This is a genomic window from Brevibacterium sp. UMB1308A (assembly GCF_030230605.1).
Classification (GTDB): Bacteria; Actinomycetota; Actinomycetes; order Actinomycetales; family Brevibacteriaceae; genus Brevibacterium.
In genome coordinates, this window is the sequence record NZ_JASPDO010000015.1 from 48,091 (window position 1) to 61,059 (window position 12,969).

The following is a 12,969-nucleotide window of genomic DNA, read 5'->3' on the forward strand; positions in this document are numbered from 1 at the left end:
GCTAACGTTGTAGTGTGCTTGTTCTTAGCGTTTCTAGTCTTAAAGGTGGGGTCGGCAAGACCTCTGTAACTCTGGGGCTTGCCTCAGCCGCATTGAGTCGTGGCATTCCCACGCTGGTCGTTGACATGGACCCACAGGCAGACGCCTCGACTGGTCTGGACGTTCCCGTCACCACGCCAGCCGACATTGCGGATGTCCTTGCTGCCCCCAAGAGCAAACTCGTCAAACAGGCGATAACCCCTTCCGGATGGGTTGAAGGGAAACACGGCGTGCTCGACGTGATCCCAGGTTCGCCGCGAGCTGCAGAGTTCGACCGCCCGTCGCTTTCAGACCGGTATCTCAAGCGCTTGCGCGAAGCCATCACGCGAAACGGTTCCAAGTACCGGCTCGTTCTTATCGACTGCCCTCCTTCGCTCAACGGTCTTACACGTGCGGCGTGGACGGCTAGCCAACGCGTTCTCATTGTGACTGAGCCGGGTCTGTTTTCTGTTGCAGCTGCTGACCGCGCTTTGCGTGCGACCGACGAACTTCGTCGCCGGAGTGCAGCCAAGCTTCAGCCGTTAGGAATTGTCGTCAACCGAGTGCGCCCGTCGTCACGCGAGCAGAGCTTCCGCATTCAAGAGCTCAAGGACATGTTCGGTCCTCTTGTGCTTAACCCGCCACTTTCGGAGCGCACAGTGCTCCAACAAGCCCAGGGTTCAGCACGACCTATTCACGAATGGCCAGGGAAGCCCGCGAGCGAACTTGCCTCGGCGTTTGATTCGATTCTTGACCGCGCCCTTCGTAGCGAAAACATGCGAGGAAGAGGACCGTCGGGCGATAACTCCGTGAAGGCGCCAGCGAAACCCACAGAGAAACCTAAGAAGCCCGCGGAAACGCCAAAGAATCCTGCAAAGACTGAGAAGAACCCCGCACAGGCTGAAAAGATGCCTGCACAGGCTAAAGAAAAGTCCACGCCCACGCAGGCAGACAAGGCTAAGAAGAAATCATCAGAGCCTACACAAGCATCCGACCACAATGCGAATACTTCAGGCTTCGACGCCATGCTGTCACGCAAGGTCGAATCCATGAAAGAAGCCAAAGGGCACAAGCCAAAGCACTAGGGCAAAAGCAACAGAGCGGGGAACCAATTGGTTCCCCGCTCTATTTAAATCCCCCAAATAAGAGCTCGTTAGGTTCGATCTACCCAATCTTCTTAGCGCGTCGAAGAGCAAGTTCATCAACAGGCGCAACGGGAGCTTCGGGGCTTTCGCTAGGAAGTTCTGCCAGCGTTCCCTCCACATCGCGCCACACGCGCCCAACGGAAATACCGAACACTCCCTGGCCACCTTGAAGCAAGTCGATCACTTCATCGGCCGAGGTGCACTCAAAAACTGAAGCGCCGTCACTCATCAGCGTGATCTCTGAAAGATCGTCGATGCCGTGTTCGCGCAGAGATGCCACAGCGACACGGATCTGGTTGAGGGAAACACCCGTGTCCAAAAGACGCTTGATGATCTTGAGAACCAGGATGTCGCGGAAAGAGTAAAGACGTGTGGAGCCTGAACCCGAAGCAGTCTGAATGGACGGCTGAACCAGGTTGGTTCGTGCCCAGTAGTCGAGCTGACGATACGTAATGCCAATGACGTTCGCGACAACAGGACCGCGGTACCCAATTTTTTCGTTCAGTTCGGGTAAGTCGTCGTTAAATAGCAGTCCTTGTGCCTCGCGAGATTGAGACGCTGCTACTTCTGGGCTCTGGTTCACACCAACTACTCCTTACACCCCAGGGGGAAGCGGGGCTCAAGCGCTTGCGGAATTATTCCATTCTACACGCGCATGGCTTTCGGGATGATCTTCGTGTATGAAACTATGCGCTCAACGTTTCCGACTCAACAACCATGTAGGTAACGATTTGGCGTGTCGCCGTTACCTCAATTATCGAACACGCTTCCTGGCGTGCAGTCAGCTCAAAGAACCGCGGGTCGCGTCGTGGAGGCGGCTACCCGTTCTGCTCGGGTTCCTTCTTTTCTGCCAGCAATCGCGTCTTGACCGTGGAAGCGTATGTGTCCACGTACTCCTGCCCAGAAAGTCGCAAGATCTCGTACATAATCTCGTCAGTGATCGAACGCAAAAGAAACCGATCCTCGGGAACGTTTTGGTAGCGAGAAAAGTCAATAGGCTTACCGAACACAATCCCGACCCTGCGCAACTTGGGAACCATTCTTCCCTGCGGTTGAACTTTGTCAGTGCCAATAAGCGCAACTGGAACCACGGGGCACCCAGACTCCAGTACGAGCCGCGCAACACCGGTACGACCTCGGTACAGGCGACCATCTGGGGAACGCGTCCCCTCAGGGTAGATGCCAAGCAACTTGCCGTCGTTGAGGACCTTCAGACCAGACTTCAGCGACGCTTCGGATGCGGAGCCACCACCTCGGTCCATAGGAAGCTGGTTAGTTGCCAAAAAGAACGACCTAACAAGGCGGCCTTTAATGCCCGGGCCCGTGAAGTAGTCCTTCTTTGCCAAATACACAACCGGCCGCGGGGCCACGAGCGGAATGAAAATGGAGTCCATGAACGAAAGGTGGTTGCCAGCGATGATCGCGCCACCTTCTTCTGGAATGTTCTCGATTCCTCGGACCCATGGGCGGAAGAGGATCTTAAGCAACGGTCCAACCAAGATCCGTTTGAGGACCCAATAAAACACTCGCTCACCTTTCGACGGTTCCGCATCAACTATATGGCACTGTGGCATGCTGGAAACATGACTGAGTTAACGGCAACTGAAACTGTGTCGTCCCCCATTTCATTGCGCGGAGAGTCGTCTGCAGCTGTCGTGATGCTGCATGGCTTTACGGGCTCACCCTACGTGTGGAGCGATATCGCTCATCGTGTTCACACGTCAACAGGTGCTTCGGTGGCTGTTCCTCTTTTGCCAGGGCACGGCACAGTGTGGACGGACATGCTTGACTGCACGTGGGAAGACTGGGTGGACTGCGCTCTGGAAGCCGTCGATTCAGCGCTTGCGAGTCATGACCACGTGGTCGTCGCGGGGTTGTCGATGGGTGGCACGCTCGCGTTGGAGACGTTGATTTCCCGGCCCGAGGTGGCTTCCGGCGTGCTAGTCAATCCGGCTGTGTTCGTTGATTCGCCTTTTGCGAGGTTTGCGAGTGTGCTGTCGCCGTTCATTACCGATGTGAAGTCAATCGGTGGCGATATTGCACGTCCTGGCATGGACGAATACGCCTACCCGCGCACGCCGTTGAGCGGAGTTGCCCAGTTGTACCGAGGATGTGAGCGCGTGCGTGCTCGGCTCTGGTCATTGCAAACGCCTGTGACGCTGATGTCGTCTTCGACTGACAGCGTGGTTGCTTCGCGGTCGAGTGACTTTATTGCGCGCACAGCACAGAACGTGACGCGTGTGATTATGCGTCACAGTTTTCACGTGGCCACGTTGGACTATGATGCGCCTGCGATCATTCAGCAGATCGAGCGTGCTCTGACAGTTGAAGAAGCATGAAAAATAGCGATAGTGACGACGCGGTTCCTGAGTGGGAGCGGTTGAGCGAAGACGAACGTGTACGCGACGAAGACTGGGACGCGATTGTCGCTGACTTTGGACGTTCAACTGCGTACAACTCAGAAGTTTCAGCAGAAGAAGTGACTGAATACCTTGAACAACGTGAAGATTGGGAAGGACCAGTAGTTGACAAGGTAGATCTCCGTGATGCCCAACCTGCACGCGTTGTATCCCTCGTCGCTCTGGTTGGTGGAATTCTGGCAATCATTGTTGTGGCACTTTTTGTGCGTCCCGTCCCTCTGTGGGGAACAGTCGCGTGTGTTGCAGTGGCGGCTGGAGGCGGTGTGGGAGCGATCTTCACATTGCCCAAGGACAGGCGCGCGGATGACGACGGTGGAGCCCAGGTGTAGATGAATCTGCGCACATACTTCAGGCTGTGTCAGTGCTATCTAGAATCATGTAGGCCATGACTTTTCAGTTTGATCGCCCCGAAACCAGGGGCCCCATGACATTCGCCGATCTTGGCACTGATCTACACGACGTCACGTTCACTGTTGTTGACCTTGAGACGACGGGAGCAAACTCCGCGCAAGGTGACATCACGGAAATCGGTGCAGTCAAGAGCCGAGGCGGTGAGATCATTGGTGAGTTTCAAACGCTGGTGAGGCCCACCCGTTCGGTCATATCTCCCTTCGTTGAGCGTTTAACGGGTATCACCAACTCGATGGTGGCGACTGCCCCAGAACTGGCTTCGGTTATTCCCATGTTTCTTGAGTTCGCGCATGGAAGTATCTTGGTTGCGCACAATGCGGGCTTTGACGTTGGATTCCTCAAAGAAGCGTGTGCGCGATTGGATTATCCATGGCCGGGATACGAGGTCGTGGATACTGTGCGGTTGGCGCGGTTATGTGTGACCCGGCAAGAGGTACGCAACCATAAACTTGGGACGCTTGCGACGTTTTTTAACGCGCCTACTCCCCCAACACACCGCGCCCTCGATGATGCCCGCGCAACACATCACATTCTGCAGTCCATGTTTGAACGTTTTGGCGCAGTGGGTGTGACGACTTTTGAAGATCTTCAAGGCCTCAAGCAACAAGGGTGGAAGGTACGGCAGTCGAAAAAGCATTTAGCGAACGATGTTCCACATGCGCCTGGCGTGTACATGTTTGTGGACGGGTCCGACCGGGTTCTCTATGTGGGCAGTAGCCGTGACATGCGCTCCCGTGTCACGTCATATTTCAATGCAGCAGAATCTCGCGGTCGCATGGCGGAGATGGTGACGGCGGCACAGAGTATCCGTGTGATCGTGTGCCCAACTGAACTCGAAGCGCGAGTCCGTGAAGTTCGTTTGATTGATGAGCTGCAACCGCCTTATAACCGGCGTTCAAAAGGTGCTTCACGTGAGACGTGGCTCAAGCTGACAAACGAGAAATACCCGCGCTTATCGATAGTGCGTACGCCACCGAGTCAACAGGACCTGGCTTTGGGTCCGTTTAGAAAGAACGCATCAGCTCGCGCCGCGAAAGACCTTCTGGAACGCATGTATCCGTTGAAACGCTGCACAGCAAAGCCAGAACGCGCTGACTTCCGGCCATGCCCAGCTGGAGAAATGGGAAAGTGTGGCGGGCCGTGTAGCGGTGTTACCCGTCCGGAGGACTATGTGCGCGGAATTGCTCCGGTAGTAGCCCTGTTGGAGGGAACTCCGCAAGCATTCGTCGGCCACACGATGACGCACCTGAAACAGCTCGCTGTCCAAGAGCGCTATGAAGAAGCCGCCACGGCACGTGACGTGGCTATCAGTGTATTGCGGGCCGGAGCTCGTGGTGAGCAGAACGAGAGTGTGGAGAAAACTGAACACCTTGCCGCCGCCCTAATCACCGACAACGGTTTTGATGTTGCAATAATCCACCGCGGGCTTTTGGGGGCCACTGAACACGTCCCGTGGGGTGCTGACCTGGAGGAAGTGAGCCGTAGTTTGGGACTTACCGCGGCTCAGTTTCCACACAACTACCGCGGACTTGCGGAAGAACGCTCACTCATTTACCACTGGCTGTCCAATGAAGGCGTGACCCTCTTGGATCTTGGCTCTCCAATCAGTCAACCTTCCATTGGATATCAGCGAGCCCTCAGTGATTCAGCCCTGGGCGCTCCGAAGATCCTGCGACGCACGGATCACCGCATCTAACTTGGCGCGTGCAGCCCCGGAATCTACGACCTCGGCGACCGTGTCAAACTTCGCAGCCAGCCTGTCCGTAAACGACCCCTCGGAGGCACTGTCAGCAGCCACCAAGGCTGCCGCCGCGTTGAGAAGCACTACGTCACGCACAGGTGAGCGCTCGCCTGACAGCGTGCGCTCCATGACCGAGGCGTTAAACGCTGGGTCTCCCCCACGCAAGTCATCTTTAGTCACACGCGGCAAGTCCAACGCGGTCGCGTCGAACTCCCAGTGAGTGATGGTCCCGTTGCGGACTTCCCACACGTCGTTCACGGCAGTGTTGCTCAGTTCGTCGAGCCCATCACGGGAACGAAACACTACGGCTTGGTCACCTCGGTTGTTTAGAACGCCGGTCACCAGGTCGATCATCGCAGGATCAGCGACACCAATCGCTGTCATCGTGGTGTGGGCAGGGTTGGTAAGAGGGCCCAGGATGTTAAACGCGGACGGCACTGCGATCTGCTTGCGAACCGGCGCAATGAATCGCATCGAAGGGTGGTAGACGTTCGCAAAAAGAAACGCCATGTTCTCGCGGTGGGCAAGCTCAGCTGCGGCTTCCGGCCCAAGTTCCAGCTGAAGGCCAAGGGTCTCAAGGACGTCAGCAGATCCGGACGCCGAGGAGGTTGCCCGGTTTCCGTGTTTAAGCACACGTTGCCCCGAAGCAGCGATGATGAACGAGGCAGTCGAAGAAATGTTGACCGTTCTGGCGCGATCCCCTCCGGTTCCGACGATGTCGACAGAGTCTTCGAGACCATCAATGCGCACGGCATGTTCATACATTGAACGGACCAGTCCGTTGATCTCGTCGACAGTTTCACCCTTTGCGTGGTGAGCGACTAAGAACGACGCCATCGTCACATCAGGCACAACACCGGACATGATTTGATCCATGGCCCAGGCCGAGGTGTCAGAGTCCATATGATCGCCACGCATGAGACCAACAAGCAGGTCCGGCCAGTTACGCACGTCTGACATTGTGGCCGGTTGTGCTGTACTCATACGCTCTCCTCTGATCGTCATCTGTATGTGAAAGCTTCCGGGTTGGGAAGCAACGTCTAAATGCTAATGAGTCTGCACCCATTTTTCGACACGCCCACCCACTTTTCTCAAAAGTGCCTCTTAGCCTCTATCTACGCGACTTTCCAGGTCACGTGGGAGGCGAAGCAAGCTCGTTTCCTGAGTAAAAGATGAAATTACCCTGCCAACTGGGTAATAATAGGCCTGTGTCAACAGCAACTGCATCTCATTCAGCGCCAGTTCATCCAGTGATCAACCGGCCCAATACCTCAACCGTGGGGTTCATTGTTTGGCTTGGTAGTGAGCTGATGTTCTTTGCCGCGCTCTTCGCCATGTACTTCACCATCCGGTCTGTCGCCCCAGAAATGTGGCAAGAAGAAACGCCTAAGCTGGCTGTGCCTTTCGCTTTGGCTAACACGACCGTCCTGGTGATCTCATCCATTACCTGTCAATTCGGAGTCCACAAGGCTGAGCACTTCAAGCCAGCTCGCACCGGTGGCATCTTTGAGATCGGCAAGTGGGGAATGATCGAGTGGTACCTCCTCTCGTTCTTCCTTGGATCCATCTTTATCGGTGGGCAGGTTTTTGAGTACGCGACTCTTGTTAGTGAAGGCGTAGCTCTCAACTCAAATGCCTACGGATCGGTGTTCTACCTCACGACAGGGTTCCACGGCCTTCACGTGATCGGTGGACTCATCGCTTTCTTGATGGTTGTTGGTCGCGCCTACGGTGCTAAGAAGTTTGGGCACCGTGAAGCAACTTTCGCCGTCTGTGTGTCGTACTACTGGCACTTCGTTGACGTCGTGTGGGTTGCCCTGTTCGCAGTGATCTATCTCCTGCACTAATAGATTTCACCTAGCTCAGACAGAAAAGGACTCGTAACGTGAAGCTTCTAGCGCAACGCCGTCGCCACCCGCTGGCGCTGGTCGTCCTGTTGCTCGTAGGCCTGTTAGTGACCGGGGGTGCATATGCACTGTTCACTAACAACTCAACCGCAACAGCTCAGCAGGCATCGACCAAAGATATCGAAGCTGGTGAAAAGCTCTTCATCTCAAACTGCAAAACATGCCACGGCGCAAATGCAGAAGGTACCCCCAACGGACCAAGCCTCATTGGTGTAGGTGCGTCCGCTGTTGACTTCCAGGTGGGTACCGGTCGTATGCCACTTCAGATGCATGGGCCCCAAGGCCAGGTGAAGAAGCCGCAGTTCAGCCAGGACGAAATTGACCAGATGGCAGCATATGTCGCTTCTCTCGGTCCTGGACCCGCGCTTCCCGACGAAGAGTACTTGGACGCTTCCAAGGGTGACCCTGCTGCCGGTGGAGGTCTTTTCCGCACCAACTGCGCGATGTGTCACAACGTCGTAGGTGCGGGTGGTGCACTGACCCGCGGTAAGTACGCTCCGAACCTGTCTGAGGTGTCCGAAAAGCACCTGTACCAGGCAATGCAAACCGGCCCGCAGAACATGCCTATCTTCAACGATGCGAACCTGACGCCTGAGCAAAAGCGTGACGTGATCGCATACGTTCGCTCAGTGTCTGAACCTACCTCACCAGGTGGATTCAAGTTAGGCTCGATTGGGCCAGTCGCCGAAGGTCTGTTTATCTGGTTCTTCGGCCTTGGAGCTGTAGTTGGGATCACTGTGTGGCTAACCGCCCGCGCAAAGTGATCGAAGAAAACCGTATTGAGATCTAGACGAGGAAGCGAATGACCTCGAAGAATTTGACTGGCACAACAGGCCAGCTGGAACAGGTAAATGGGTTTGAAAACCCTGGACTGCCTGAACACAAGCCGCGTCTTGTAGACAGTGATCCACGGGCTGAAAAGGTAGCGGAACGGCAGATTGCCTTCTGGTTCCTAGCCTCGATGGTTGGAACCATTTGGTTTATCGTGTCGTACTTCCTGTTCCCACTCGATGGGACGATGGAAGCACTGCGCTTGCAGAACACCATGCTGGGGCTGGGAGCAACTCTTGCGCTTGCCGGTATTGGTATTGGTATCGTCCTGTGGGCTAAAAACTTGATCACAGACGTAGAAGTCGTTGAGGAACGTCACAGCATCGCTGGGTCTGAAGAAGACCAGGCGATTGCCCTCGAGATCCTCAACCAGGCCAAAGAGGAATCCGGTATTGCACGCCGTCCTCTTTTGCGCAACATGCTCATTACTGCGGTAGCGATCGCTCCCCTACCTGCTGTGCTCGTTTTGCGCGACCTCGGTCCGCTTCCAGGCAACAAACTGTTTGAAACTCTGTGGGGACCTGGCGTTCGTCTGATCCAGGACCCGGGCGGTATCCCGCACGAAGGTGCTGAGCGCCCGATCAAGCTTGCTGACGTCACCATCGGTTCGGCTTTCCACGTTCTGCCAGAAGGTATCGCAAAGTCCGGTCACCCGTTGAACGAGAAGGCTAAAGCAGCGGTTCTCCTGATGCGCGTTGACCCACGCGAACTCAAGACGGACCCAGCTAAGGAAGACTGGGGCATCGACGGAGTCGTTGCATACTCCAAGATTTGTACTCACGTGGGTTGCCCAGTTGCTCTGTACGAGCACCAGACACACCACCTGCTGTGCCCATGCCACCAGTCGACCTTCGACGTGACAAACCACTGCAAGGTGATCTTCGGCCCTGCAAAGCGCCCACTTCCACAGCTCCCGATTACGGTCGACAGCGAAGGGTACCTCGTTGCACAGCGCGACTTCCCTGAACCAGTCGGACCGACCTTCTGGGAGATCCACACGAGGGAGACTGAGACTGAATGAGTAACGTTCAAGTGACTGAGTCGAAAGCACTTCAAGATTCAGCAAAATGGATCGAAGCGCGTACGGGCGCTTCGGTTGCAGTGCGCGAGTTTGGTCGTAAGATCTTCCCAAGCCACTGGTCGTTCATGTTGGGTGAGGTTGCTCTTTACAGCTTCATCATCCTGCTGATCTCGGGTACGTTCCTGACGCTTTGGTTCAAACCAGCAATGGGCGAAACCATTTACAACGGCCCATTCGTGCCACTTAAGGGTGTCGAGATGTCGGAAGCCTACGCTTCCACGCTCGCAATCTCGTTCGAAATTCGCGGTGGACTCTTCATCCGCCAGATCCACCACTGGGCAGCACTGCTGTTCATGGCGGCGCTGAGCTTGCACGCACTGCGTATCTATTTCACCGGTGCATACCGCAAGCCTCGTGAGATTAACTGGATGATCGGTGTCGCCCTGATCGCAATGGGTATGGCAGCCGGTTTCACCGGTTACTCGCTCCCTGACGACCTGCTTTCGGGTAACGGTCTCCGAATCATTGACGGTCTGCTCAAGGGTATTCCGCTGGTAGGTACGTACATCTCGTTCTTCCTGTTCGGCGGAGAGTTCCCAGGTGTGGACATTGTGTCCCGTCTGTACATGTTCCACATCATGTTGGTTCCGGCCATTCTTATTGCGCTGATCGGTGTCCACCTGATGTTCGTTGTGATCCACAAGCATACGCAGTGGCCTGGTGCTGGACACACCAACAAGAATGTTGTTGGTGAACCAGTTCTCCCAACGTTCGCTGCGAAGGGTGGAGGATTCTTCTTCCTCATCACAGCGCTTCTGACACTTATCTCTGGTCTGTTCACGATTAACGCTGTGTGGAACTACGGTCCATACGACCCCTCCCCTGTTTCCGCTGGTACGCAGCCTGACTGGTACATCGGATGGATGGACGGTTACCTGCGTATTATTCCGGGCTGGTTCGAGTTCTACATTGCTGGATTCCCAATCAGCTTCAACATCTTCTCGGCCCTTTTGGCTGCGGGTGTGCTGTTCGGTGGAATGATCGCATGGCCGTTCATTGAGCAGTGGGTGACCAAGGACTACCGTGAGCACCACATTCTGGATCGTCCACGAAACACGCCTACGCGTACCGCTCTGGGTGTTGCCGTGTCGATCTGGTACCTCAACATGTGGGCTGCAGCGTCGGGTGACCTTATTGCAGTGATGTTCCACATGTCGCTGAACGACATGATTTACATCTTCCGCATTCTGTTCTTCGCTGGACCAGTGATCGGTTACATCATCACCAAGCGTGTGTGCCTTGGTCTGCAGCGCAAGGACCGCGAGATTGCTCTACACGGTCGCGAAACGGGTCAGATTATTCGCTTGCCACACGGTGAGTACCAGGAACGTCACGAACCACTCTCGCCTGAGAAACTGTGGGTACTGACCTCCTTCGAATCGCCTAAGTACATTCCAGCTCAGCCGAATGAAGAGGGTGTCATCACCAAGGCTGAACGGAACCGTGCGAAGCTCTCGAAGTTCTTCTTTGAAGACCGCGTTGCACCAGTAACAAAGGCTGAACTGGATGCAGCACACCACGATCACGCGGTTGAGAGCGGTAAAGACAACGAGCAGCTCGAAAAGTAGGCACTACTTTCGGTAGATAGCTAAACAAGAGCGAATAGCGAAGCGGGTGAGATTAATTCTCACCCGCTTCGCTTTTGTGTCTTGTTAACTCAGACGACGCAAAGTGAGCGAAGTTCCGCATTATATTGCGACGTCATGCTCGCTTTGCGCGGTTGTGACTTACGCCCACATGCGGATACGTAAAACACGTTATCGGTTATACATACAGTGGCTAAACACTCTTAAAAACGGAACCACCTTCACTCGTACCCATTACTTGACGGGTTACTCATCCTGGGTGGGTCTCCCTATGGTTCGAGTCGAGCCACGGTCGCCCTCTGTTTTTTCAGCTCTTTGACCTGACCGGCGACTCTCGGGATCACCAGCTCCACCGCCACGGTCGCGGGAACGACTACGGTTTGCTAGCCGAGCGCCGTGTAGATCTGGTCGATCAGCGCCTTGGGATCGCGTCGGGAATGGGTTCGAGCGAACCGCAGCACCCTCGCTCGACCAGCAGCGCTGCAGCTGGTGGGGCATGGTCCTGAAGCCCCGTGAAGAGGTCGCGCAATGTGGCCTCGTCCTGCGGGAGAGGCGTGCCGAACAGCTTCTCCCCCGTCGAGGTAGAGGGCGCAGCCGTGATGGGCCGTGTCCCTATCAGCGGTCAACGCGTGTCTCCCGACCGGGCGGCAACACACCCGGCCATCGGTGGCGGTCACCAGGTAACGTGTCAGGAAAATTGGGTGCACCCTGATGGCGGGTGAGTTGGTACGCTAAGGGGGCATGTGTTGCCGTCAAGGAGGACGTTGAGATGGACATGGTGTTGATCGGTGGGTTGTGGCTGACCGCTGATGTGTGGGAGTCAGTGGTGGAGGAGTTGGGCAAGCGAGGACATCGAGGCATTGCGGTGTCGCTTCCTGGTCAAGGTGATGATGATGCTGCGGCGACGTTGGAGGACCAGCTGGAGGCGGTGACGTCGGCGGTCACGAGCGTGGATCGCCCGTTGGTGGTGGGGCATTCGGCGGCCGCATCGCTGGCGTGGATGGCGGCTGATCGGGTGTCTGATCAGGTGGCTGGGGTGGTGTTCGTGGGGGGATTCCCCGAGGCTGATGGAGCGACGTACGCCGATTTCTTTGATCCCGAAGACGGGTGGATGCGGTTCCCGGGCTGGGAGAAGTTTGAGGGGCCTGATTCAGCGGACCTGTCGGCACAGCAGAAGCGTGTGATCGAGCAGCGCATGGTGGGTGTACCTCAGGGCGTGAGCCAAGCCACTGTCTCGTTGGACCATGAGGAGCGCTTTGGGCTCCCGGTGACGGTGATCTGTCCGGAGTTCTCCCCCCAGGATGCCCGCGATGCGATCGACGGCGGAGATGCTCCCGAGCTTGCGGCTGCTCAGCGGGTCGAGCTGACCGACCTCGACAGCGGCCATTGGCCTATGGTGTCGTGCCCCGGCAGGTTCGCCGAGGTGTTGAGTGAGGTCGCCAGCACCCTGCAGGACGCCTGACCTGGTACGAAGCATGACCGGGCAGGACGCCCTGACCAGGCAGGAAACCTGATCGGGCGGGGAGCTCGGCCGGGGCATGACGAACAAGGCGGGGGACGACGGACAGTCGACCCCGCTTTGTGTGCATGGTGGCTGTGGGCGCGGATTAGCTCGTCCCGGCCGGTGGGTGGTGCGGCGGGGTTACTGGAGGGTGTGGGCGTGGATTCTTTGCGCAGTACCGAGTACACCCAGATACGGGTTAATGCTCAAAATGTGTGTACGGCAGGGGCTTCTTGCCCAGTGTTCCGTAAGGCTTCAGGCGGTTATACATGCTTTGTAAGCATGTATCATGCATGGTGCTAGAAATCAGCCACGCTGTGGTGTATGC

Annotated in this window: 12 protein-coding genes and 1 pseudogene; 9 read left to right on the forward strand and 4 right to left on the reverse strand. The window is 56.2% G+C overall.

Annotated elements, in window-relative coordinates:
• Positions 1-14: 14 nt before the first annotated feature.
• Entirely contained in the window at positions 15-1,103 is a 1,089-nt protein-coding gene (locus QP868_RS07765) for a ParA family protein (protein ID WP_350309988.1), read from the forward strand.
• A gap of 79 nt (positions 1,104-1,182) precedes the next feature.
• Here the strand turns inward: QP868_RS07765 and QP868_RS07770 are convergent, their stop codons facing one another.
• Complete coding sequence (locus QP868_RS07770; protein ID WP_284926032.1) at positions 1,183-1,746, reverse strand: MerR family transcriptional regulator; 564 nt, start codon at positions 1,744-1,746, stop codon at positions 1,183-1,185.
• 235 nt (positions 1,747-1,981) lie between these two features.
• Complete coding sequence (locus tag QP868_RS07775) at positions 1,982-2,689, reverse strand: lysophospholipid acyltransferase family protein (protein ID WP_040348593.1); 708 nt, start codon at positions 2,687-2,689, stop codon at positions 1,982-1,984.
• Between the two features lie 57 nt (positions 2,690-2,746).
• Between QP868_RS07775 and QP868_RS07780 the strand changes: the two genes are divergently transcribed.
• The 3 genes from QP868_RS07780 to QP868_RS07790 are packed head-to-tail and all read left to right on the forward strand — an operon-like array spanning position 2,747 to position 5,690.
• A complete protein-coding gene (locus tag QP868_RS07780) occupies positions 2,747-3,502 on the forward strand; it encodes an alpha/beta hydrolase (RefSeq protein WP_284926033.1) in 756 nt (251 codons plus the stop codon).
• Positions 3,499-3,912, forward strand: a complete 414-nt coding sequence (locus tag QP868_RS07785; protein WP_284926034.1) for a hypothetical protein — start codon at positions 3,499-3,501, stop codon at positions 3,910-3,912. The genes QP868_RS07780 and QP868_RS07785 overlap by 4 nt, the downstream gene beginning before the upstream one ends.
• Before the next feature lie 56 nt (positions 3,913-3,968).
• Positions 3,969-5,690, forward strand: coding sequence for a DEDD exonuclease domain-containing protein (locus QP868_RS07790; RefSeq protein WP_284926035.1), 1,722 nt, complete (start codon positions 3,969-3,971; stop codon positions 5,688-5,690).
• Here QP868_RS07790 and trpD read toward each other — a convergent pair.
• Positions 5,640-6,719, reverse strand: a complete 1,080-nt coding sequence (gene trpD / locus QP868_RS07795; protein WP_284926036.1) for an anthranilate phosphoribosyltransferase — start codon at positions 6,717-6,719, stop codon at positions 5,640-5,642. The genes QP868_RS07790 and trpD overlap by 51 nt on opposite strands.
• A gap of 188 nt (positions 6,720-6,907) precedes the next feature.
• On the opposite strand from trpD, the gene ctaE reads away from it, so the two are divergent.
• From ctaE to qcrB, 4 genes are read left to right on the forward strand one after another with little or no spacing between them, the layout of a single operon-like run.
• A complete protein-coding gene (gene ctaE, locus QP868_RS07800) occupies positions 6,908-7,582 on the forward strand; it encodes an aa3-type cytochrome oxidase subunit III (protein ID WP_083801478.1) in 675 nt (224 codons plus the stop codon).
• 38 nt (positions 7,583-7,620) lie between these two features.
• Positions 7,621-8,406 carry a cytochrome bc1 complex diheme cytochrome c subunit gene (gene qcrC / locus QP868_RS07805; protein WP_284926037.1) on the forward strand — a complete coding sequence of 262 codons (786 nt, stop codon included), beginning with the start codon at positions 7,621-7,623 and terminating at the stop codon, positions 8,404-8,406.
• A 38-nt stretch (positions 8,407-8,444) separates the two neighbouring features.
• On the forward strand, positions 8,445-9,494 hold the full coding sequence (gene qcrA / locus QP868_RS07810) for a cytochrome bc1 complex Rieske iron-sulfur subunit (protein WP_284926038.1): 1,050 nt from the start codon (positions 8,445-8,447) through the stop codon (positions 9,492-9,494).
• Complete coding sequence (gene qcrB / locus QP868_RS07815) at positions 9,491-11,122, forward strand: cytochrome bc1 complex cytochrome b subunit (RefSeq protein ID WP_284926039.1); 1,632 nt, start codon at positions 9,491-9,493, stop codon at positions 11,120-11,122. The genes qcrA and qcrB overlap by 4 nt, the downstream gene beginning before the upstream one ends.
• A 299-nt stretch (positions 11,123-11,421) precedes the next feature.
• Here qcrB and QP868_RS12140 read toward each other — a convergent pair.
• Positions 11,422-11,634: pseudogene (locus QP868_RS12140) on the reverse strand (IS110 family transposase); the annotation flags it as partial.
• A 224-nt stretch (positions 11,635-11,858) separates the two neighbouring features.
• Between QP868_RS12140 and QP868_RS07820 the strand changes: the two are divergent.
• Complete coding sequence (locus tag QP868_RS07820; protein WP_284926040.1) at positions 11,859-12,602, forward strand: alpha/beta fold hydrolase; 744 nt, start codon at positions 11,859-11,861, stop codon at positions 12,600-12,602.
• Positions 12,603-12,969 lie beyond the last annotated feature (367 nt).

What these genes read in the sequence shown, in the direction of transcription:
- QP868_RS07790 (WP_284926035.1), top strand. Translation starts at nt 3,969, where the DNA reads ATGACTTTTCAGTTTGATCGCCCCGAAACCAGGGGCCCCATGACATTC.
- trpD (WP_284926036.1), bottom strand. Translation starts at nt 6,719, where the DNA reads ATGAGTACAGCACAACCGGCCACAATGTCAGACGTGCGTAACTGGCCG.
- qcrA (WP_284926038.1), top strand. Translation starts at nt 8,445, where the DNA reads ATGACCTCGAAGAATTTGACTGGCACAACAGGCCAGCTGGAACAGGTA.
- QP868_RS07780 (WP_284926033.1), top strand. Translation starts at nt 2,747, where the DNA reads ATGACTGAGTTAACGGCAACTGAAACTGTGTCGTCCCCCATTTCATTG.
- QP868_RS07785 (WP_284926034.1), top strand. Translation starts at nt 3,499, where the DNA reads ATGAAAAATAGCGATAGTGACGACGCGGTTCCTGAGTGGGAGCGGTTG.
- ctaE (WP_083801478.1), top strand. Translation starts at nt 6,908, where the DNA reads ATGAAATTACCCTGCCAACTGGGTAATAATAGGCCTGTGTCAACAGCA.
- qcrB (WP_284926039.1), top strand. Translation starts at nt 9,491, where the DNA reads ATGAGTAACGTTCAAGTGACTGAGTCGAAAGCACTTCAAGATTCAGCA.